Consider the following 20,471-nt stretch of genomic DNA (forward strand, 5'->3'; position numbering starts at 1 on the left):
TCGACGGGGCGCGCGTCTCGACCAACAGCACGGTCCGGGACCGACCTCGGTCCCGGACCGTGCTGCCTTTCCGCGCTCGGTGCCTACGCCGCCACCGGCTGCTTCGGCTCCGTCGGCACCGCGACCCGCTTGGGCCCCTGAGCCCCGGGGGCCGGCTTGCGCAGGCCCTTGAGGAGGATGACCAGGCCCGCCGTGACCGCCGTACCGGCCGCGATGGCCAGCAGGTACAGCAGCGGCTTGCCGATCAGGAAGGTGACCCAGATGCCGCCGTGCGGGGCGCGCAGGGTCGAACCGAACGCCATGGTCAGGGCGCCGGTGACCGCGCCGCCCGCCATGGAGGCGGGGATGACGCGCAGCGGGTCGGCGGCCGCGAACGGGATGGCGCCCTCGGAGATGAAGGAGGCGCCGAGGACCCAGGCGGCCTTGCCGTTCTCCCGCTCGGCGCTGGTGAACAGCTTCCTGCGGACGGTGGTGGCCAGGGCCATGCCCAGCGGCGGGACCATGCCGGCGGCCATCACGGCGGCCATGATCTTCATCGCGGAGTCGCTGGGGGCCGCGACCGAGATACCGGCCGTCGCGAAGGTGTACGCCACCTTGTTGACCGGGCCGCCGAGGTCGAAGCACATCATCAGGCCGAGCAGCACGCCGAGCAGGACGGCGTTGGCGCCGGACAGGCCGTTCAGCCAGTCGGTGAGGCCCTTCTGTGCCGCGGCGATGGGCTTGCCGATCACCACGAACATCAGGAACCCGACGACCGCGGAGGAGATCAGCGGGATCACCACCACGGGCATGATGCCGCGCAGGGGCGCCGGGATGTTGACGCGCTGGATGCCGAGGACCACTCCACCGGCGATCAGACCGGCGACCAGACCGCCGAGGAAGCCCGCGCCGATCGTCAGGGAGATCGCGCCGCCGACGAAGCCGGGCACGAGGCCGGGGCGGTCGGCCATGCCGTAGGCGATGTAACCGGCGAGGACCGGGACGAGGAAGCCGAAGGCCGCGGCGCCGATCTGGAACAGCAGGGCGCCCCAGCTGTCGACCTGGCCCCAGTCGAAGTGCTCGGTGACGGACCTGGCCTCGTTGATCTGGTAGCCGCCGATCGCGAAGCCGAGGGCGATGAGCAGACCGCCCGCGGCGACGAACGGGACCATGTAACTCACGCCGGACATCAGCCACTTGCGCAGCTTGGTGCCGTAGCCCTCGCCGGGCTCACCGGCGCGTTCCACCGGCGTGGAGCCGGGCCGGGCGGCGGCCGTGACCTCGCCGCGCGCCGCCTTGCCGCGCACCTCGGCGATGAGTTCGGCGGCACGGTTGATGCCCGCCTTCACACCGACGTCGACGGTGGGCTTCCCGGCGAAGCGGTCCTTCTCCCGTACGGGCAGGTCGTGGGCGAGGATCACGCCGTCCGCCGCCGCGATGACCGCCGGGTCGAGCCGGGTGAAACCGGCCGAGCCCTGCGTCTCGACGACGACCTCGACACCGGCCTCGCGGCCCGCGTTCTCCAGGGACTCGGCCGCCATGTAGGTGTGGGCGATGCCGGTGGGGCAGGAGGTGACGGCGACGATACGGAAGGGGCGTTCGCCGTCGGAGTCGGCGGAGTCGGTGACGGTGTCGCCCGTGGCGGCGTCGGGGGAGGCCGCCCCCGACGCCGCCACGGAGTCTGCGGAATCGGTGGAAGCGGTGGAGGCGGCCGCACCGGCCGCGGCAGCCGACCCCGTGTCACCGGCGGTGGCGGCCGCCGGAGTCGCGTCCCCGCGGATGAGCGCCGCCGCGGTCCCCGCGTCCCCGACCGCCCGCAGCGCGTCGGTGAACTCGGCGTTCATCAGCTGCCGGGCCAGCGACGACAGGATCGTGAGGTGGGCGTCGTCGGCGCCGGCGGGCGCGGCGATCAGGAAGATCAGGTCGGCGGGGCCGTCTGCCGCACCGAAGTCGATCCCGGACGCGCTGCGCCCGAAGGCGAGCGTCGGCTCGGTGACGTGCTCGCTGCGGCAGTGCGGGATGCCGATGCCGCCGTCGAGGCCGGTCGGCATCTGCGCCTCGCGGGCGGCCACGTCGGCGAGGAAGCCGTCCAGGTCGGTCACCCGGCCCAGGGCCACCATGCGTTCGGCGAGGGCGCGTGCCGCCGCTTCCTTGGTGTCGGCGGACAGGTCGAGGTCGACCAGGTCCGCGGTGATCATGTCGCTCATCGCGGGCTCCTTCGCACGCGTATCGCCCGTGAGGTGAGGTGGGCGGGGGAGGGGACGGGGGTGCTGTGGGGGGTTGTGAGGAGTGCGGGGGTGGCGGAGACGGGGCCGGGGAAACCCCGCCTCCGCCAGGCGGCAGGGCGGCTCAGGGTGCCCTGCCGGCCGACCGTCGCGGCGAGTAACGGGGAGCCCCGCCGCACACCGGCCGACAACCGCGGCACGCAGCGGGAACCCCACCGCACACCGGCCGATTCGGGATACGCCGGGCAAAACGTCGTACGCACGCTCATGAGACCGGCTCCTTCAGCTCGCGGTCAACCGGCACGTCGGAGGTGACCGTCACCGCGGCCGGGTCCAGGTCGCCCGGCGTCGGCATCACGCTGCCGGGCAGCTGGACGGCGGCCGCGCCGTGCGCGATGGCGGAGGCGAGGGCCTCCGGGCCGCTGCCGCCGGCGATCAGGAACCCGGCGAGCGAGGAGTCACCGGCGCCCACGTTGGAGCGCACGACATCCACGCGCGCGCTGCCGAACCAGGTGCCCGCGCCGTCCACGAGCAGCTGCCCGTCGGCGCCCAGGCTCGCCAGCACGGCGCGTGCGCCCCGCTCGCGCAACTCCTCGGCCGCCTTCACCGCGTCGCCCACCGTCGCCAGGGGCCGCCCGACGGCTTCGGAGAGCTCCTCGGCGTTCGGCTTCACCACGTCGGGCCGCTCCCGCAACGCCTCCAGCAGCGCACGCCCCGAGGTGTCCAGAGCGATCCGGGCGCCCCCGGCGTGCGCCCGCGCGACCAGCTCGGCGTACCAGGACGGCGCGAGGCCGCGCGGCAGACTGCCGCAGCACGCGATCCAGTCGGCGTCCCGCGCCTGCGCGCGCACCGTCTCGAAGAGCAGCTCCTGCTCCTGAGCCGACAGCTCCGGCCCCGGCGCGTTGATCTTCGTGAGCACGCCGTCCGCCTCCGCGAGCGCGATGTTCGAGCGGGTGGCGCCCGCGATCGGGACCGGCGCGACCTCGATGCCCTGCGCGTCGAGCAGATCGGCGACGAGCGCGCCCGGTGCACCACCCAGGGGCAGGACCGCCACCGTGCGTCGTCCGGCGGCCGTGACGGCGCGCGAGACGTTCACGCCCTTGCCGCCGGGGTCCATGCGCTCGCCGGTGGCGCGGATGACCTCGCCGCGCTCCAGGGAGGGGACCTCGTAGGTGCGGTCGAGGGAGGGGTTGGGGGTGACGGTGAGGATCATGCGCGCACTACTTCCGTGCCGCCGCGCTCAATGGCGGTGGCGTCTTCGGGGCTCAGCCCGCTGTCGGTGATCAGCAGGTCCACGTCGCTCAGGTCGCCGAAGCGGGCGAAGTGCTCCTGGCCGTGCTTGGAGGAGTCGGCGAGCAGCACCACGCGGCGGGCGGCGGCGAGGGCCGCGCGCTTGACCGCGGCCTCGGCCAGGTCGGGGGTGGTCAGGCCGTGCTCGGCGGAGAAGCCGTTGGCCGCGACGAAGAGGACGTCCGCCCGGATCTCGCCGTACGCCCTGAGCGCCCAGGCGTCCACGGCGGCGCGCGTACGGTGCCGTACGCGCCCTCCGACGAGATGGAGCTGGATGCCCGGGTGGTCCGCGAGGCGGGCCGCGATCGGCAGGCTGTGCGTGACGACGGTGAGCGCGGCCTCCAGCGGCATGGCGGCGGCCAGCCGGGCCACCGTCGTACCGGCGTCGAGGATCATCGTGCCCTTGGTGGGCAGCTCGGCGAGGGCCGCCTTGGCGATGCGGTCCTTCTCGTCGGCCGCCGTGGACTCGCGCTCGGCGAGGTCCGGCTCGAAGTCGAGGCGGCCGACCGGGATGGCACCGCCGTGCACCCGGCGGACGAGCCCGGCGCGGTCGAGGGCCTTCAGGTCGCGGCGGATCGTCTCCGCGGTGACCTGGAACTCCTCGGCCAGCGACACCACGTCCACCCGGCCGCTGTCGCGGGCGAGACGGAGGATCTCCTGTTGCCGCTCCGGTGCGTACATGCCCGTTCGCCTCCGACCCGTGCCCGAACGTGTGGTTTCACTCGGAGGCTACGCCCGGATTTCCGGAAAGTAAACAGGCTCGGACCCCATTCGGGCATGAACGGACTTCCCCCGCGACGTCCGGCACCATGCCGGAGCATCCGGCACCATGCCGGAGCATCCGACACCATGCCGGAGCATCCGACACCATGCCGGAGCATCCGGCACCATGCCGGAACAGCGGAAAGGCCCGGCACCTCAGTGCCGGGCCCACTCGGAACGGGTGCCTCAGCGCACCAGCTCCGCCTCCTTCTCCACCACGGCCACCGGCTCCTCCGCACCGCCCTCGGCATGCCGCGCGGGCCGCCTCGGCAGCGCGAACATCAGCAGGAAGATCACCACCATCACCCCCGCGACCCACCCCACGGCATGCTGGAAGCCGTCCACGAACGGCGCCCCCGGCTGCGGGGCCGCTGCCGCCCGGTCGTCGATCACGCCGAAGAACACCACGGACACCAGTCCAAGACCGAGCGCGTTGCCCATCTGCTGCACCGTGCTGATCAGCCCGGATGCCGAACCGGCGTGCTCGCGCGGCACCCCGGAGAGGATCGCGTCGGTCAGCGGGGCGACGATCAGGCCCATGCCCGCGCCCATCACGACCAGCGGCAGCGCCATCTGCCAGGAGGCGATGGCGAGGCCGTACCGCTCGGACTCCCAGATGTAGAGGGCCAGCCCGGCGGCCATCACCAGCGCGCCCGCCTGCAGCACACCCCGCCCGAAGCGCGGCACCAGCTTCTGCACCGATACCCCGGCCGCCACCGACACCGCGATCGAGAACGGCACCCCGGTCAGCCCCGCCCGCAGCGGGCCCCAGCCGAGGCCGTACTGCATGTACAGCGTCCACACCAGGAAGAAGATGCCGAGCGCGATCCCGAACACCGTCTGCACGGCGATACCGGCCGCGAAGCTCTTGACCTTGAACAGCGACAGCTCGATCAGCGGGGAGCCGTCACGCTCCGCCTTGCGCCGCTCGTACGCCACCAGCGCGCCGAACACGACGAGCGCGGCGCCCATCGAGACGTACCCCCACAGCGGCCAGCCCAGCTCGCGGCCGCGGGTCAGCGGGTAGAGCAGCATCAGCAGCCCCAGCGTCACCAGGGCGACGCCGACGAGGTCCAGTTTCAGGGCGTACGGCGCCCTGGACTCGGTGATGAAACGGCGGCCCAGGATCAGGCCGGCGACGCCGACCGGGAGGTTGATCAGGAAGATCGGGCGCCATTCGAGGCCGAAGAGGTTCCACTCGGTCAGCAGGGCGCCGAGCAGCGGGCCGGAGACCGCGCCGAGGCCGACGACCGCGCCGAACAGGCCGAAGACCTTGCCGCGTTCGTGCGCCGGGAAGGTGGCGTGCACGATCGCCAGGACCTGCGGCACCATCAGCGCCGCCATCGCACCCTGCAGGATCCGGGCGCCGACCAGTATCTCCGGCGTGGCGGCGAGCCCGCACAGGGCGGACGCGAGGGTGAAGCCGCCGATACCGATGAGGAAGACGCGTTTGCGGCCGTGGATGTCGCCGAGGCGGCCGCCGGTTATCAGGCCCGCGGCGAAGGCGAGCGCGTAACCGGCGGTGATCCACTGGATCTGACTGAAGGACGCGCCCTCGTTGCGCTGGATCGACGGGATCGCGATGTTCACGATCGTGACGTCGACAAGGTCCATGAAGGCAGCGGTCATCACGATCGCGAGCGCGAACCAGCGGCGTCGATCCGGTGCGGGCGCAGCCATGGGCTGAGAGGTCTCGGTGGAGGTCATGGCGGCAAGCTATGGCCGCATTAGGTCAGTTCCTGGCCTGTTTCCGCGGCATCCTCGGACTCATGACGACGGACACTCCGGCTCGGCTCCTTCAGCTGCTCTCCCTCCTCCAGACGCCCCGCGAATGGCCCGGCGGCGAGCTCGCCGAGCGGCTCGGGGTCTCGCGGCGCACGGTGCGGCGGGACATCGACCGGCTGCGCGAGCTGGGCTATCCCGTGCAGGCGACCAAGGGCGCGGACGGCGGCTACCGGCTCGTCGCGGGCAAGGCCATGCCGCCGCTCGTCCTCGACGACGAGGAGGCGGTGGCGATCGCGGTGGGCCTGCGCGCCGGGGCCGGGCACGCGCTGGAGGGCGTGGACGAGGCTTCCGTGCGGGCGCTGGCCAAGCTGGAGCAGGTGCTGCCGAGCCGGCTACGGCACCGGGTGGCCACCCTGCAGACCGCGACCACGGCACTGACCAGCGGCGACGGCCCGACCATCGCACCCGAGACACTGACCGTGATGGCGTCGACAGTGGCCGGCCATGAGCGGCTGCGCTTCGCCTACCGCGCCGGGGACGGCAGTGAGTCGCGGCGCCTGACCGAGCCGTATCGGCTGGTGTCCACGGGGCGCCGCTGGTACCTCGTCGCGTACGACCTCGGCCGGGAGGACTGGCGCACCTTCCGCGTCGACCGGGTGAGCGAGCCGTTCGCGACCGGAGCGCGGTTCACGCCACGGGAGTTGCCGACGGGGAGCGCGGCGGAGTACCTGCGCCGGTCGATCCGGCGTCAGCAGGAGACGTACGAGGTGACGGTCACGTTCGACGCGCCCGCCGATGTCGTCGCGGCCCGGCTGCGGGGGTGGCTGGGGGCGCCGGAGCCGCTCGACGCGGGCCGGTGCCGACTGCGGGGCAGCACGGCCGAGCCGTTGGAGTGGGTGGCGGTGCGGCTGGCGATGCTGGGGTGCGAGTTCACCGTGCGTCAGCCGACGGAACTCGTGGAGTACGTGCGGGAGCTGGGGGGACGGCTGAGCCGGGCGGTGGGGTGAGGGCGCCTGCGGCGCGACGGCGGTGGCCGGGAACAGGCCGCCGCGTTGCGGCTCACCCCCACCGGAAGTCCCGCAGCGCCCCCAGATTCCGCAGCGCCAGCTCCGCCGGACCCTCAGGTCCCGTCATCGGGGCGGTCCCCGCGGCCCAGGACTCGACAGCCACTCGTACGACCGCACTCGCGACCGCGGCGGTGAAGCGCAGCTCGGGGTGCCCGCTCCCGGCAACGTTGTCGTCACCCTCCGTCCTGGCGGCCCTCTCCACCAGGACCTCCACCAACGTGTCCTCGGAGCCCCGGCACACCTCGGCCCACACCTTCCGCAACGCCGGGCTCGCCTCGGACATCCGGATCAGCGTCCGCACCCACTCCCACGACGACGCCGACACGCCCACCCCCGGCGTCAGCGTGTGCCGTACCGCGTGCTCCAGGGCCTGGGGGAGGGACAGTCCCGCCGGGGCCTCGCGGACGGCTTCGACCCAGCGGTGGGCGCCGGCCGCGTAGAGGGGGGCGACGGCCTCCTCCTTGGTGGCGAAGTAGCGGTAGAAGGTGCGCGGGGCGATCCCGGCGGCCTGGGCGATGTCCTCGGCGCGGGTGGCGCGCAGTCCGTGCCGCACGAAGAGGCCCGCCGCCGCGCGGGCGATCTCCATCCGCGTCTCCGCCTTGCGCCGCTCGGTCAGGGAGGCGGACGCGGACGCGGGGGACGGCGAAGAGGGCCGGGGCTGCTGTGCTGGGGTGGTACTGCTCACGTCGGCAGGCTATGCCCATGTGGCACAATCTGCCACCGGCGGGCCACCCCGGGGTTCAGGTACGGGGTGCCCCGCCGCCCAGGCTTGCCCTCAACGCGGCGAAGGCTGGGCGAAGGCCCGGGCGGAGGCTGACGTGCGACGAAAAAGAGCCGGGCCCCGACGCCCGGGGGAAGGCGCCGAAGCCCGGCTCGGGGAGGTCCCGGCGCCGGGGGGAGTGCGTCGGGACGTGGCTTGTGGTGTGTGGTGCGGCAGCGGCAGGTCACCTGCGGTGCCGCCCGGGCTGCCGTAGGGACCGTCGGTGCCCGGGGGGCTCGCCCTCGGGCCCGAACTGCCGTGCCACGGAGTCTTGTTCCCGGCACGCGTCATTTGAAGCGGCGTTACACGGCCATGTTCGCGCGGGCCTTCGCCCCCCGGCGTACGCCCCCGCGAACCTCGCCGTGCGGTACCTCCGACGAGCCTCACGCCGCGGCGTCGAAGCCGGTCTGACGTGCCAGCTTCTTCAGTTCCAGCAGGGCGTGCTTCTCGATCTGGCGGATGCGTTCACGGGTCAGGCCGTGCTCCTTGCCGACCTCGGTCAGGGTCCGCTCCCGGCCGTCCTCGATGCCGTACCGCATCTTGATGATGGACGCCGTGCGCTGGTCGAGGCGGCCGATGAGGTCGTCCAGCTCCTCGCTGCGCAGCAGGGTCATCACGGACTGCTCGGGGGAGACCGCCGAGGTGTCCTCCAGCAGGTCGCCGAACTGGGTCTCGCCCTCGTCGTCCACTGACATGTTCAGCGAGACGGGGTCGCGCGCCCAGTCCAGGACGTCGCTGATGCGCTCCGGCGTCGAGCCGAGCTCCTCGGCGATCTCCGCGGGCTCCGGGTCCCGGCCGTGATCGCGGTTGAACTCGCGCTGCACGCGCCGGATCCGGCCCAGTTCCTCCACCAGGTGGACGGGCAGCCGGATGGTGCGCGACTGGTCGGCTATGGAGCGGGTGATCGCCTGGCGGATCCACCAGGTGGCGTAGGTCGAGAACTTGAAGCCCTTGCGGTAGTCGAACTTCTCGACCGCGCGGACCAGGCCCGCGTTGCCCTCCTGGATCAGGTCCAGCAGGGGCAGGCCGCTGCGCGGATAGCGCCGGGCGACGGCGACGACCAGGCGGAGGTTGGAGCGGATGAAGACGTCCTTGGCCCGCTCCCCCTGGGCGACCAGGGCTTCGAGTTCCTCACGGGTGGCGTCCGCCCTGGACTCCTCGTACCCGTCGAGGACCTGTCGCGCGAACACACCCGCCTCGATGGTCTGGGACAGCTCGACCTCCTTGGCGGCGTCGAGCAGCGGTGTCCGCGCGATCTCGTCGAGATACATGCCGACCAGATCGCGGTCCGCGATCTCGCCGCCATGGGCGCGAACACTGCTGGTCGCGTCGACGGTCTCGCCTGCGGCGGACGTACGACGGGCGACGGCACGGGTTGCCATGCGTGCTCCCTTGCGATGGTGAGGTCAGCGGGTGGTCCTTCGGACGCTCAGCACCCTCTCCGGTCTACTGCGGGTGCCCTGCATCCGATGGAAACAACGACTGGAATCAGGACAGAATTCCCAACCCACCCCTCGATTTTTCTGATCATGCAGTACCCTGTCCGGCCACACGAGGAGGCTCGATGTCGTCGGAACGTACAGAGGTGCAGGTCAGACCGGGAGTCGAGGGTGATCTCGCGGCCCTCACCGACCTCTACAACCACTACGTTCGTGAGACCTCCATCACATTCGACACGGCGGTCTTCACTCCGGAAGAGCGCCGCCCTTGGCTGCTCTCCCACCCGGAAGACGGGCCGTACCGGCTGATGGTTGCCACGAACGCGGACTCACAGGAAATCCTGGGGTACGCCACATCCAGTCCTTATCGCGCGAAGCCCGCGTACGCCACCTCCGTGGAGGTCACGGTCTACGTCGCCCCGCACGCCGGCCGGCGCGGCGTGGGCACGCTGCTGTACAAGGCCCTCTTCGAGGCCCTGTCGGGCGAGGACCTGCACCGCGCCTACGCGGGTATCGCGCAGCCGAACGAGGCGTCCACGCGGCTGCACGAACGCTTCGGCTTCCGGTACGTCGGCACGTACAGGGAGGTCGGCCGCAAGTTCGGGCGCTACTGGGACGTGGCCTGGTACGAGAAGGAGCTGTAGATCGGTTCGAGAAGGAGCTGCAGGTCGGTACGAGAAGGAGCTGCAGGCCGGTACGAGAAGAAGCTGTGAATCAGCGCGGAAAGCCTGCGGGTCAGCCGAACTGCACCGACCGCTTCGCCAGCCCCAGCCAGAAGCCCTCGATCACGGACCTCTGCCGCCCCAGCTCCCCCGTCGCGTCCGCCGCGCCCATGGTCACGAACAGCGGGGCGAAGTGCTCGGTGCGCGGGTGGGCGAGCCGCCCGGCCGGGGAGGTGCGGGTGAAGTCGAGCAGCGCGTCCACGTCACCGGCGTCCAGTACCCGTCGGCCCCAGTCGTCGAACTCGGCCGACCAGCTCGGCACTCCCCCACCGGGGTGCCGCAGCGCGGCGAGGTTGTGGGTGAAGAAGCCGGAGCCGACGATGAGCACACCCTCGTCGCGCAGCGGGGCGAGCTTCCGGCCGATCTCCATCAGCCGCACCGGGTCGAGGGTCGGCATGGAGACCTGCAGGACGGGGACGTCGGCGTCGGGGAACATCTCGACCAGCGGGACGTACGCGCCGTGGTCCAGGCCCCGGTCCGGGACGTCCTGCACCGGCATGCCGGGCGCGCGCAGCAACTTGCGTACGGCCTCGGCGAGTTCGGGCGCGCCCGGAGCGTCGTACCGGACCTGGTAGTAGTGCTCGGGGAAGCCCCAGAAGTCGTGGACGAGGGGGACGGTCCGGGTGGCGCCGAGGGCGAGCGGGGCCTCCTCCCAGTGGGCGGAGACGACGAGGACGGCCCGGGGGCGGGGCAGTGCGGCGGACCAGGCGGCGAGCTGACCGGGCCAGATCGGGTCGTCCGCCAGCGGCGGGGCGCCATGGCTGAGGTACAGGGCGGGCATGCGCTCCTGAGCGGCGGCGGACATGACGGCGACTCCTTCCGGTCCTGACTCCTTCCGGCCCTTCCGGGAGGACCCAGCTACTTTAACTTTAAAGCTTTCCTGTCGAGCTTACGCCCTATTTGTTTAAGTTTCAAGGAGCGGTCTCGTACAGTGGACCTCATGAACACGGCATCCGCATCCGCACCCGCGCCCGCACCCGTCGACGAGCCGAACTGGCTCACCGACGAGGAGCAGCGCGTCTGGCGCTCGTACATCGAGGCCGCCACGCTCCTGGAGGACCATCTCGACCGTCAGCTCCAGCGTGACGCGGGCATGCCGCACGTCTACTACGGCCTCCTCGTCAGGCTCGCCGAGTCCCCGCGCCGCCGGCTGCGGATGACCGAGCTGGCGATGCACGCGAAGATCACCCGCTCCCGCCTCTCCCACGCCGTCGCCCGGCTGGAGAAGAACGGCTGGGTCCGCCGCGAGGACTGCCCCTCGGACAAGCGGGGCCAGTTCGCGGTGCTCACGGACAAGGGCCTTCAGGTGCTGAAGCAGTCCGCGCCGGGCCATGTGGCCGCCGTACGCCAGGCGGTGTTCGACCGGCTCACCCCCGAACAGCAGAAGTCCCTCGGCGAGATCATGCGGATCGTCGCCGAGGGACTTCAGCCCAGCGAGGCCGGGGCGGACCTGCCCTGGCTTCGCTGAGCCCGTACGGATCGCCCGAAGGGGTACGCCGGGACAGGCGCCGTCAGTGGGTCAGTGGGTCTAGCCGGTCTAGCCGGTCTGTGGGTCTATGGGTCTATGGGTCTAGCCGGTCGGTCTATGGGTCTATGGGTCTAGCGGGTCCATAGGCCTAGCGGGTCTAGTGGGTCAGTGGGTCTAGTGGGTCAGGCGGGTCAGTGCGCGACCACCGGCACCGGCACCTCGTCCTCGGCGCCCTCGCCCGCGCCGATCGCCGCGCCCATGTTCGGGCGGCCGGCGTTGACGAAGGTCAGGGCGATCGCCGCGGCGAGGACCAGGATGCCGACGGCGAACCAGATGGCGCTGGTGTAGCCCTGCACCAGGCCCTCCAGCTGGACGAGCTGCTGCTGGGAGGGCGAGGTCGCCGAGCCGATGTGGTCGGTGATGTACGACGTGGTCGCCGAGGCGGCGATGGTGTTCAGCAGGGCCGTACCGATCGCGCCGCCCACCTGCTGCGAGGTGTTGACCATCGCCGAGGCGACACCGGCGTCCCGGGGCTCGACGCCCTGCGTGGACAGGGACATCGCGGGCATGAACGCCGTACCCATGCCGAGGCCGAGCAGCAGCATCGACGGCAGCAGCAGAGCGGCGTACGAGGAGCCGATCTCCAGCTGGGTCAGCAGCAGCATGCCCACCGCGGCCACCAGGAAGCCGGGGCCCATCAGCAGGCGCGGTGCGACCCGGGTCATCAGGCGGGTGCCGATCTGGGTGGAGCCGGTGATCATGCCCGCGATCATCGGCAGGAAGGCGAAGCCCGTCCGGACCGGCGAGTAGCCCTTCACGACCTGAAGGTAGTAGGTCAGGAAGAGGAACAGGCCGAACATCGCGATGATCGCGAGGCCGAGCGAGAGGTAGACGCCACCGCGGTTGCGCTCGGTGAGCACGCGCAGCGGCAGCAGCGGGGCCTTGACCCGCGACTCGACGAACACGAACGCGGCGAGCAGCACGGCCGACGCGACGAACATGGCGACGGTCACGGAGTCGCTCCAGCCGTCGGACTCGGCGCGGGTGAAGCCGTACACCAGCGCGACCAGCCCGAGGGTGGACAGGATCACGCCGGGGATGTCGAGCGGGGAGCGGTTGCGGCCGCCCTCGGGCTCACGGATGACGAACCAGGCACCGGCCGCGGCGATCACCGCGAACGGGATGTTCACGAAGAACGTCCAGCGCCAGTCCAGGTACTCGGTGAGGAAGCCACCGAGGATCAGACCGACGGCACCGCCACCACCGGCGATGGCGCCGTAGATGCCGAACGCCTTGGCCCGCTCCTTGGCGTCGGTGAACATCACGGCGAGCAGGGAGAGCGCGGCGGGCGCGAGGAGGGCGCCGAAGACGCCCTGCAGAGCGCGGGAGCCGAACATCATCGCCTCGTTGGTGGCCGCGCCGCCCAGCGCGGAGGCGGCGGCGAAGCCGGCCAGGCCGAGGACGAAGGTGCGCTTGCGGCCCCACAGGTCGGCTATTCGGCCGCCGAACAGCAGCAGACCGCCGAAGGCGAGGGCGTAGGCCGTGACGACCCACTGCCGGTTGCCGTCCGAGATGCCCAGGTCCTGCTGGGCGGAGGGCAGCGCAATGTTCACGATGGTGGCGTCGAGGACGACCATCAGCTGGGCGAGCGCGATGAAGACCAGCGCTTTCCAGCGGCTGGCGTCGGGGACGCCGGGAGCCTTGACGGCTGTTTCAGACATGGGGGTACCCACTTCGGGACTTCGGGACGGAAAAGTGACGGAAAGTAACGGAAGTTGAGGAGGCAAGAGTCGGGAGTCGGGAGGAGACGAGAGTCGGAGGAGTCGAGAGTCGAGAGGGGTCGAGAAGGCTCGGGAGGGGTCGGGAAGGGTCGAAAGTCGGGAGGGGTCGAGAAGGCTCGGGAGGGGTCGGGAAGGGTCGAAAGTCGGGAGGGGTCGGGAAGAGTCGAGAAGGTCGGGAAGAGTCGAGAAGGTCGGGAAGAGTCGAGAAGGCTCGGGAAGGCTGGGGAAGGCTCGGGAAATCGGGACGGCGAAGATCAGTCGGCGGTCAGGCCTGGCGCAGGTCCTCCACGGTCACCGCCGTGCCCGGCAGGTCGGAGCGGGCCGGGGCCCGCAGACCGTCCAGGAACAGCTGCAGATGCCGGTGCACGAAGCGGTCGACGCTGAGGCACGCGGCACCCGCCGGAGGGCGGCTGAGCTGGGCGACGGCGATCATCAGATCGCCGACCCCCACGTCGGCGCGGAGCTGCCCGGCCGCCCTGGCCCGTGCCATGACGGTCCCGACCAGCCGCTCGACCCGGTGGCGTGCGGCCTCCAGGTCGGGGTGGTGCTCGTCGAAGGTGCTGGAGATCATCGGGCACAGCGCGCTGATCCGCTCGTCGGCGGCGGCGTGCACGAAGCGCTCCAGCGCCGTGAAGGCGTCGCCGTGCTCCGCGAGGGCCTGCTCGGCGGCCAGGGCCGTACGGTCCATGACCGAGCAGACGACCTCGCGGACCAGGGCGTCGCGGTCCGGGAAGTTGCGGTACACCGTGGCGTTGCCGACACCGGCCCGGCGGGCGATCTCGTCGAGCGGCACGTCGGGCCCGTGCTCGACGAACATCTCCCGGGCGGCGGTGACGATCCGCTCCCGGTTGCGCACGGCGTCGGCGCGCGGCCGGGTCGCCTTGCGCGGCACGGGGGTGGCGGTCTGCACGGCGTACTCCTTGGTGACGGTTGCTGATGGCTGAGGCCGGTGGGCGATCCGGGGAGTGATCCCCCGTTTCGCTCGTACGCCGGGTTAAACGGGGAATCGTCCCCCGGTTATTTCCCCGCGCCGAAAGATGTCCTGTGACCCGTGTCACATCGCTCCGCCGCCTCGGTCACACCCCCGCTGACCGGCGCTTACTCAGCGAAAACCCACGATCGGTCTGCTCCAGCGCGCGCCCGCGCCGCACCCGGCACAGGGTGAATCGAAAGGATGCAGCCGGAGACCGGTGGCTGCCTGGAGCGAAAGGTCCATGCATGCAGCCGTCCCGCCGTCGGATACGCCCGCGCCGCGCGGCCGCGCTCGGCGCCGTGACCGCCGTGACCCTCGCGGTGAGCACCTCGGCCGGCACGGGCCACCACACGGTGGGCTCGGCGACGGCGGGGGCGCGGCCGCTCACCACCCTGTCCCGTTCCTCGGCCCACGGGCCCTGCATGATCAGCGGCAGGGCCGACGTCCAGATGTCGGAGGGCATCCCGACCCCCCGCGGCTACTCCCGCTCCACCGGCACCGTCCGCGCCCTCACCCTGATGATCGACTTCTCGGACGCGCCCGGTAAGGGCAGCGCGCTGGACCGTTTCCACGAGTTCTTCCCACAGACCCAGGAGTGGTTCCGCACCAGCTCCTACGGCCGTCTGGACTACCGTCCGGAAACCCCGATAGCCGACTGGCTGCGGATGCCGAAAACATTCCAGGCGTACGGCATAGAGCGCGGCGCGCCCTTCGACCCCGGCTACCGGAGGCTCGTGCAGGACATAGTGGCCGCGGCCGATCCCAAGGTCGACTTCCGCGAGTACGACCTGCTGAACGTGCTGGTGACGCCGAACGCGGGCCCCTCCGCGCTGGACACGGTCCTCTCGGTGACCTTCGCGGGCAACAACGAGGCACCCACGGCGGACGGCGTGGCCGTGGCCAACGCCTCCTTCGTCTACTCCCGCCAGGACGACGGCTCCGGTTCCTACGACCGCACCGGCTACCGCGTCCTGCCGCACGAGAACGGCCATGTGTTCGGCCTGCCCGACCTCTACACCCAGGAAGGCGGGGGCGCGGTCGGGCACTGGGACATCATGAGCGAGGACTGGGGCGCCAACAACGACCTCCTCGGCTGGCACAAGTGGAAGCTGGGCTGGCTGGACACGGCCCAGGTGACCTGCGCGTCCGACCCCGGCACGACCGAGCACACCCTCACCCCGCTGGCCCGCCCCGGCGGCCCCAAGCTCGTCGTCATACCCCTCGACCGGCGCACCGGTTACGCCGTGGAGCTGCGCACCCGCGACGGCAACGACGAGGCGGTGTGCCGACCGGGCGTACTGATCTACAAGGTCGACGCGGACGTGGACACCGGCCACGGCCCGGTGACGGTGTACGACTCCCGCCGCGACAGCGGCGGCTGCACCCGCAGCCCGAACGTCCACGCCGAACTCTCGGACGCCACGTTCACTCCTGGGGAGTCCTTCGAGGACCGGGCGCGGGGGGTGCGGATCGTGGTGGCGGGGGCGGATTTGGCGGGGGATCATGTGGTGCGGGTTACTCGGCGGTAGGGGGTGGGTGGGGGCTGGGGGGCTGGGGCCTGGGGTGGACTGCGCGGGGCGGGGGATGGGCTGGGCGGCGCGGGGCTGGCGGGGCTGGGCCCGGGGGTGGACTGGGCAGGGCGAGGCTGGGCGGCGCGGGGCTGGCAGGGCTGGGCGGCGCGGGTGATGGGGCGGCGCGGGTGATGGGGCGGGGCGGTAGGGGTTGGGCAGTAGGGGTGGGGCGGTAGGGGTGGGCAAGGCTCAGGGGCGAGCGGACCCGGCGCGGGTGTCGCGACCGTAGGCGGGGTAGGCGGCAGCGCACGAGCCCGCGAACCCGGCCCAGGAATCGCGACCACAGGCAGGGCGGCAAGACCCACCAGCCAGCGAACCCGGCGCAGGCTTCGAGGCGACAACCGGCCCTGCCCTGGGGGCGGGACGGAGCGGACCAGGCGCGGGTTTCGTGACGCTCTCCGGGGCGGACCAGGCGCGGGTCACGCGGCGTCGGCCAGGGCGGGCACGCGGCGTCAACCGGCGCGGGCACGCGGCGTCAACCGGCGCGGGCACGCGGCGTCGGCCGGGGCGTGCCGGACACGATCCGGGGATCCGCCGTTACCGTAGGCCTGCCGCGATCGCCGTACCGGAGAGAAGATGCCCGCCAACCCCACGCTGAAGGAGGCCGCCGCCCCGGCCGTGCCGGACGAGGCGGTCACGCCGCTGATCCGCGGGATCACCGTGCTGCGGCAGCTGACGGAGGCGGGCGGCACCCTCAGCCTGAGCGCGCTGGAACGCGCCACCGGCCTCGCCCGTTCCACGGTCGACCGGATCACCTCGACCCTCGCGCACATGGGGTACGTCCGCCTGGACGGCCGGGACGCGGTCCTCGCCCCCCGCCTGATGGAACTCGGCAACGCCTATCTGGCCGCCCTGCGCCTGCCCGCCCTGCTGGACGCCCGCGCGGACGCCCTCGCCGACGAACTGGACGAGTCGGTCTCCCTCGCGGTCGCCGACGGCGACGGCATCCGCTTCATCCACCAGGCGACCCGCCGCCGCGCGATGTCCCTGAGCTTCCGCATCGGCGACCTGCTGCCCGCCGAACGCACAGCACCGGGCCCGCTGTTCGCGACGGAGTGGACGGCAGAGGACTGGAAGCGCTGGCGGGCACGCCGGGCGGCGAACCCGGAGAACCGCGACTTCCCCGCCGTACCCCCGGCCGAACACCCACACCCCACCGAGGAGTTCACACGGCGCTCGACCCAGGCCCGGCAGGACGGATGGGCGCTGGACGACCAGTTGATCGAGCCCGGGCTCGTCGCGGTGGCGGTTCCGGTACGGGATCCCCGTACCGGCCGGATCGCGTGCGCGGCGAGCGTGGTCAGCCACACCAGCCGGCACACCGCGACCGGCCTGCGCGACACCCTGCTGCCCCGGCTGCGCGCGGCGGTGGCGGCGATGGAGGAGGACCTGCGCACGGCACCCCGCCCGGAACCCGCCCCCGCCCCGTCCGGGCTGGCGACCTGGACGGGCGCGTCGAAGCAGGAGCTGGGCCGGGAGTTCGTGGAGTCGCTGGCCCGCGGCCTGACCGTACTGACCGCCTTCGGCGAGGGCAGGGCGGAACTCACCCTGACGGAGGTCGCGAAGGCGACGGGCCTGGCCCGGGCGACGGCCCGCCGGGCCCTGATCACCTACGAGCACCTGGGCCTGGTCGCCCAGTCCCGCCCCGGCACGTTCACCCTCACCCCCCAGGTCCTCTCCCTCGGCTACCCACCCCTGTCCCGCACCTCCCTCCCCCACATCGCCGCCCCGCACCTGGCCGCGCTCGCCGCGCGCATCCACGAGTCGACGTCCCTCGCCGTACTGACGGCGGCCGGGGACGAGATCCAGTACACGGCGCGGGTGGCGACGGCCCGGGTGATGAGCGTCAACATCACCGTGGGCACGCGCCTGCCCGCATACGCCACCTCCATGGGCCGCGTCCTACTGGCCGACCTCCCACCCGCCGCCCGCACGCTCGGCCCCCTACGCCAGCTCACGCCCCGCACGATCACCGACCCGCGCACCCTGACCCGCACCCTGGACGAGGTCCGAAACCAGGGCTACGCCCTGGTCGACGAGGAACTGGAGGAGGGCCTGCGCTCACTCGCGGTCCCCGTGCGCGACCGTACGGGCCGCGCGGTGGCCGCCCTCAACACGGCGATGCACACCTCCCGGCACACCCTTCAGGAATGCGTCGACCACCTCGTCCCGACCCTCCGCGAGACGGCCGACGCGATCGAGGCGGACCTGCATGTGTCGGCGCGCTTCACTCGGGTGCCCCTGAGCTAGCCAACGCCCGGACGAGCACTTCCGGCATCTCGCCCGCCCAGTGCAACACCCCCGCCGCACCCCCGATCCGGTACCCTGTGGACCGAGCGCCCTGACCCACCTCAGGGCCAGCTCCGCCTTCGTAGCTCAGGGGATAGAGCACCGCTCTCCTAAAGCGGGTGTCGCAGGTTCGAATCCTGCCGGGGGCACCAAAGTAGTTTTATTCAAACCTTCGACACCCCGAACGGGGCTGCGAAGGTGAACAGAGAGACCCCCGGCCAGCGTGCCGGGGGTCTTCTTGTTGGCGGACGACGCAGGTCGCTCCAGGACGTCTCGCAGCCTGGCCTGCCCCTCTGCGCGATCAGTCAGAACCGCCTGCCCTGCATCCAGGACGTCGCCGTCGAGCAGTGCGTCGAACGGTTCGGCGTACTCGCTGTGGACACCGTCCTCGTCGATCATGAGGTGCGTGAAGAACGCCTGATTGAACAACCTGCGCAGCTGCGGATCGGCGGTCAGGTACGCAACGTGACAGTCACGGGCAAGGTCGAGGGCGCGTACGAGGTTGGCCTCGATGGCATCGAACGTTGCCGTAGCCGCGCTGAGCCTTCCCTCGATAGCGGTCAGCTGGTCGGTGATGCGCTGCTGCTCGCTGGCGATGAGGTCCATCGGGACTGCACCGCTGTAGATCGCTTCGAGCAGTTTCTGCCGCTGTGTGGTGAGCTTCGCTTTTTCGGCCAGCAGGTGCTTGTGCTCATCTTCAGCGTCCTTGCGGTAGGTGGCGAGCTCAGTTCGGAGGCTCTCCTCGATCACGTCGCGGAGCTCGGGGGCGAGCCGGACGGTGGCCCAGTGGTCCTCGACCATCTTCTCGATCTTGGCGATGAGCAGCGCTTTGCGGGTACAACTGGTGGTCTTCTGGTGGCGCCCGAGGCAGACGAAGTACGGATAGACAACGCCATGGCGGTTCTTGGCGTTGGTGATGATCAGGCGGCTGCCGCAGTCACCGCAGAAGACGCTCGACTTGAGGTAGTGCGGGTGCTCGCGCTGGCGTTCGCCGACGAGGTTGGCGGCAAGAACGTCTTGGACCTTCTGCCAGGTGACAGGGTCCACCAGCCGCGCGTGGCGGCCGGGATAGGCAACACCCCGATACACCACCTCACCCTTGTAGTAGGGGTTGGTCAGGATGCTGTGCAGGACGTTGGGTCGGATCGGGCGAGATGGCATCTTGGGGGTTCGCCTTGTAGTGAGCCCCCTGGTCTCGAGTTCGTCTGCCAGTGACCGTAGTGTCCACCCGCCACTGGCGAAGGCGACAAACGCCCAGATGATCAGCTCGGCGCGCTCGGGGTCCACTTCTACCGTGCGCTCCTCACGACCCTCGTGCGTACGACGCACGACGTTGAGGTAGCCGAGTGGTGCCTTGCCCGGGGTGCCGCCGGTCTTGGCCTTCTGACTCATCCCTTTGTGAACTTCGGTAGCCAGGTTGCGTGAGTAGAACTCAGCGATGGACGACATGATGCCGTGGAGCAGCATCCCCGATGGTGTCTCGTCGATGTTTTCCGTCGCGGAGACCAGGGTTGCGCCGGCTTTCTTGATAGCCAGAGTGATCTCGACGTCGTCCACGCGATTCCGTGCCAGACGGTCGACCTTGTGGACGAACACGTAGTCGACGGGATTGTCTGCCAGGTAGCGCAGCATCCTCTGGAGATCGGGCCGGTCTGCTGATTTCGCCGACTCTCCTGCGTCGACAAATTCGGCGACGATCACAGCGCCGAGGCTCTCGGCCTTGCGGCGATTCGCCTCGCGCTGCGCAGGGATGGAAAACCCTTCCGCCTGCCCACCCTTCTCGGCCTGCTCCTTGGTCGAGACTCGCAGATAGGATATCCCCATCTTCACGGCGTTAGATTCAGTCATCGCACACCTCCAGTTTCGTGAATCGCCTGCGTGTGGCGGCGGGTTGGTGTTGCTGAATTATTCGTTTCGAGTGGTCTGCTCACAGGAGTCCCTCCTTTCTCGTTCACGCCGACACCGCTATCGCTTCGCGGGCCAGAACCCGGCAGGCGAAGTGCCGTGCCAGGCTTTCCCAGTCCGCATCGCTGAATTTGGCTGATGCCCGGCGTATTGGGTGATCGATTATCTGTTTGAGTTGGTGGAGCACGGTAAATGCTCGCTCGTCGGCCGAGTCGCCTTCTCGCACATGGATGTGCCATCGGCGATTCGCCCAGTACGTGATGCCAGGTGCGGGCAGGCGGGCGACCGACTCCACGACGACTGTGGGGATGAGGCTCGTGACGTGGGCTGACACTTGGTGCGTGGTGCCTGGTAGTAGTCGCCCAAGGAGGTCGGCTTGTCTGTTAGCGATGTGCCGCATCGCGTTCATGGACTTCGCCGGTCTGCGACCGATGGTGCGTAGCGCGGCAAGTGTTCCGAGGTTAGCGGGGCTGGCGCCTGTTGCTGTATTCATAGTGATCCTCCTCTCCCCATCC

Annotated in this window: 15 protein-coding genes, 1 tRNA gene and 1 pseudogene; 6 read left to right on the forward strand and 11 right to left on the reverse strand. The window is 71.0% G+C overall.

Annotated elements, in window-relative coordinates:
- Positions 1–83 precede the first annotated feature (83 nt).
- The 4 genes from KWI83_RS31155 to KWI83_RS31170 form a co-directional block, all read right to left on the reverse strand.
- Positions 84–2,186 (reverse strand): fructose-specific PTS transporter subunit EIIC, encoded by a 2,103-nt coding sequence (locus KWI83_RS31155; protein ID WP_218517721.1) that lies wholly within the window; start codon positions 2,184–2,186, stop codon positions 84–86.
- A gap of 283 nt (positions 2,187–2,469) precedes the next feature.
- On the reverse strand, positions 2,470–3,417 hold the full coding sequence (pfkB, locus tag KWI83_RS31160) for a 1-phosphofructokinase (RefSeq protein ID WP_218517722.1): 948 nt from the start codon (positions 3,415–3,417) through the stop codon (positions 2,470–2,472).
- A complete protein-coding gene (locus KWI83_RS31165) occupies positions 3,414–4,175 on the reverse strand; it encodes a DeoR/GlpR family DNA-binding transcription regulator (RefSeq protein WP_218517723.1) in 762 nt (253 codons plus the stop codon). Before KWI83_RS31165 ends, pfkB begins: the two co-directional genes overlap by 4 nt.
- Positions 4,176–4,442: 267 nt before the next feature.
- Positions 4,443–5,963, reverse strand: coding sequence for an MFS transporter (locus KWI83_RS31170; protein WP_218517724.1), 1,521 nt, complete (start codon positions 5,961–5,963; stop codon positions 4,443–4,445).
- A 62-nt stretch (positions 5,964–6,025) separates the two neighbouring features.
- Between KWI83_RS31170 and KWI83_RS31175 the strand changes: the two genes are divergently transcribed.
- On the forward strand, positions 6,026–6,988 hold the full coding sequence (locus KWI83_RS31175; protein WP_218517725.1) for a YafY family protein: 963 nt from the start codon (positions 6,026–6,028) through the stop codon (positions 6,986–6,988).
- A 52-nt stretch (positions 6,989–7,040) separates the two neighbouring features.
- Here the strand turns inward: KWI83_RS31175 and KWI83_RS31180 are convergent, their stop codons facing one another.
- Positions 7,041–7,733 (reverse strand): TetR family transcriptional regulator, encoded by a 693-nt coding sequence (locus KWI83_RS31180; protein WP_308122280.1) that lies wholly within the window; start codon positions 7,731–7,733, stop codon positions 7,041–7,043.
- Between the two features lie 458 nt (positions 7,734–8,191).
- The gene (locus KWI83_RS31185) at positions 8,192–9,190 is read right to left on the reverse strand and encodes an RNA polymerase sigma factor RpoD/SigA (RefSeq protein ID WP_218517726.1); all 999 of its coding nucleotides are present in this window, start codon (positions 9,188–9,190) and stop codon (positions 8,192–8,194) included.
- A gap of 182 nt (positions 9,191–9,372) precedes the next feature.
- Between KWI83_RS31185 and KWI83_RS31190 the strand changes: the two genes are divergently transcribed.
- On the forward strand, positions 9,373–9,891 hold the full coding sequence (locus KWI83_RS31190) for a GNAT family N-acetyltransferase (RefSeq protein WP_218517727.1): 519 nt from the start codon (positions 9,373–9,375) through the stop codon (positions 9,889–9,891).
- Between the two features lie 91 nt (positions 9,892–9,982).
- Here KWI83_RS31190 and KWI83_RS31195 read toward each other — a convergent pair whose 3' ends face one another.
- Complete coding sequence (locus KWI83_RS31195) at positions 9,983–10,774, reverse strand: dioxygenase (RefSeq protein ID WP_218517728.1); 792 nt, start codon at positions 10,772–10,774, stop codon at positions 9,983–9,985.
- A 135-nt stretch (positions 10,775–10,909) separates the two neighbouring features.
- Between KWI83_RS31195 and KWI83_RS31200 the strand changes: the two genes are divergently transcribed.
- Positions 10,910–11,437: a MarR family winged helix-turn-helix transcriptional regulator gene (locus KWI83_RS31200; protein WP_218517729.1), complete on the forward strand. Its 528-nt coding sequence runs from the start codon at positions 10,910–10,912 to the stop codon at positions 11,435–11,437.
- A gap of 191 nt (positions 11,438–11,628) precedes the next feature.
- Here the strand turns inward: KWI83_RS31200 and KWI83_RS31205 are convergent, their stop codons facing one another.
- Entirely contained in the window at positions 11,629–13,158 is a 1,530-nt protein-coding gene (locus KWI83_RS31205; RefSeq protein ID WP_218517730.1) for an MFS transporter, read from the reverse strand.
- Between the two features lie 325 nt (positions 13,159–13,483).
- Positions 13,484–14,128 (reverse strand): TetR/AcrR family transcriptional regulator, encoded by a 645-nt coding sequence (locus KWI83_RS31210; RefSeq protein ID WP_218517731.1) that lies wholly within the window; start codon positions 14,126–14,128, stop codon positions 13,484–13,486.
- A 308-nt stretch (positions 14,129–14,436) separates the two neighbouring features.
- On the opposite strand from KWI83_RS31210, the gene KWI83_RS31215 reads away from it, so the two are divergent.
- The 3 genes from KWI83_RS31215 (at position 14,437) to KWI83_RS31225 (ending at position 18,203) form a co-directional block, all read left to right on the forward strand.
- Positions 14,437–15,720: a M6 family metalloprotease domain-containing protein gene (locus KWI83_RS31215; RefSeq protein ID WP_218517732.1), complete on the forward strand. Its 1,284-nt coding sequence runs from the start codon at positions 14,437–14,439 to the stop codon at positions 15,718–15,720.
- Positions 15,721–16,338: 618 nt separating this feature from the next.
- Positions 16,339–18,012 carry an IclR family transcriptional regulator C-terminal domain-containing protein gene (locus KWI83_RS31220; protein WP_218517733.1) on the forward strand — a complete coding sequence of 558 codons (1,674 nt, stop codon included), beginning with the start codon at positions 16,339–16,341 and terminating at the stop codon, positions 18,010–18,012.
- A gap of 115 nt (positions 18,013–18,127) precedes the next feature.
- Positions 18,128–18,203: transfer RNA gene (locus KWI83_RS31225), tRNA-Arg, on the forward strand.
- 691 nt (positions 18,204–18,894) lie between these two features.
- On the opposite strand, the pseudogene KWI83_RS40465 reads toward KWI83_RS31225, so the two are convergent.
- Both KWI83_RS40465 and KWI83_RS31240 read right to left on the reverse strand, forming a co-directional pair.
- Positions 18,895–19,899 (reverse strand): annotated as a pseudogene (locus KWI83_RS40465) (recombinase family protein); the annotation flags it as partial.
- Positions 19,900–20,002: 103 nt separating this feature from the next.
- The gene (locus KWI83_RS31240; protein WP_218517734.1) at positions 20,003–20,449 is read right to left on the reverse strand and encodes a hypothetical protein; all 447 of its coding nucleotides are present in this window, start codon (positions 20,447–20,449) and stop codon (positions 20,003–20,005) included.
- Between the last annotated feature and the right edge of the window lie 22 nt (positions 20,450–20,471).

Origin of the sequence: Streptomyces sp. TRM70350 (assembly GCF_019219825.1) — a bacterium.
Classification (GTDB): domain Bacteria; phylum Actinomycetota; class Actinomycetes; order Streptomycetales; family Streptomycetaceae; genus Streptomyces.

What these genes read in the sequence shown, in the direction of transcription:
- KWI83_RS31155 (WP_218517721.1), bottom strand. Translation starts at nt 2,186, where the DNA reads ATGAGCGACATGATCACCGCGGACCTGGTCGACCTCGACCTGTCCGCC.
- pfkB (WP_218517722.1), bottom strand. Translation starts at nt 3,417, where the DNA reads ATGATCCTCACCGTCACCCCCAACCCCTCCCTCGACCGCACCTACGAG.
- KWI83_RS31165 (WP_218517723.1), bottom strand. Translation starts at nt 4,175, where the DNA reads ATGTACGCACCGGAGCGGCAACAGGAGATCCTCCGTCTCGCCCGCGAC.
- KWI83_RS31170 (WP_218517724.1), bottom strand. Translation starts at nt 5,963, where the DNA reads ATGACCTCCACCGAGACCTCTCAGCCCATGGCTGCGCCCGCACCGGAT.
- KWI83_RS31175 (WP_218517725.1), top strand. Translation starts at nt 6,026, where the DNA reads ATGACGACGGACACTCCGGCTCGGCTCCTTCAGCTGCTCTCCCTCCTC.
- KWI83_RS31185 (WP_218517726.1), bottom strand. Translation starts at nt 9,190, where the DNA reads ATGGCAACCCGTGCCGTCGCCCGTCGTACGTCCGCCGCAGGCGAGACC.
- KWI83_RS31190 (WP_218517727.1), top strand. Translation starts at nt 9,373, where the DNA reads ATGTCGTCGGAACGTACAGAGGTGCAGGTCAGACCGGGAGTCGAGGGT.
- KWI83_RS31195 (WP_218517728.1), bottom strand. Translation starts at nt 10,774, where the DNA reads ATGTCCGCCGCCGCTCAGGAGCGCATGCCCGCCCTGTACCTCAGCCAT.
- KWI83_RS31200 (WP_218517729.1), top strand. Translation starts at nt 10,910, where the DNA reads ATGAACACGGCATCCGCATCCGCACCCGCGCCCGCACCCGTCGACGAG.
- KWI83_RS31205 (WP_218517730.1), bottom strand. Translation starts at nt 13,158, where the DNA reads ATGTCTGAAACAGCCGTCAAGGCTCCCGGCGTCCCCGACGCCAGCCGC.
- KWI83_RS31215 (WP_218517732.1), top strand. Translation starts at nt 14,437, where the DNA reads ATGCAGCCGTCCCGCCGTCGGATACGCCCGCGCCGCGCGGCCGCGCTC.
- KWI83_RS31220 (WP_218517733.1), top strand. Translation starts at nt 16,339, where the DNA reads ATGCCCGCCAACCCCACGCTGAAGGAGGCCGCCGCCCCGGCCGTGCCG.
- KWI83_RS31240 (WP_218517734.1), bottom strand. Translation starts at nt 20,449, where the DNA reads ATGAATACAGCAACAGGCGCCAGCCCCGCTAACCTCGGAACACTTGCC.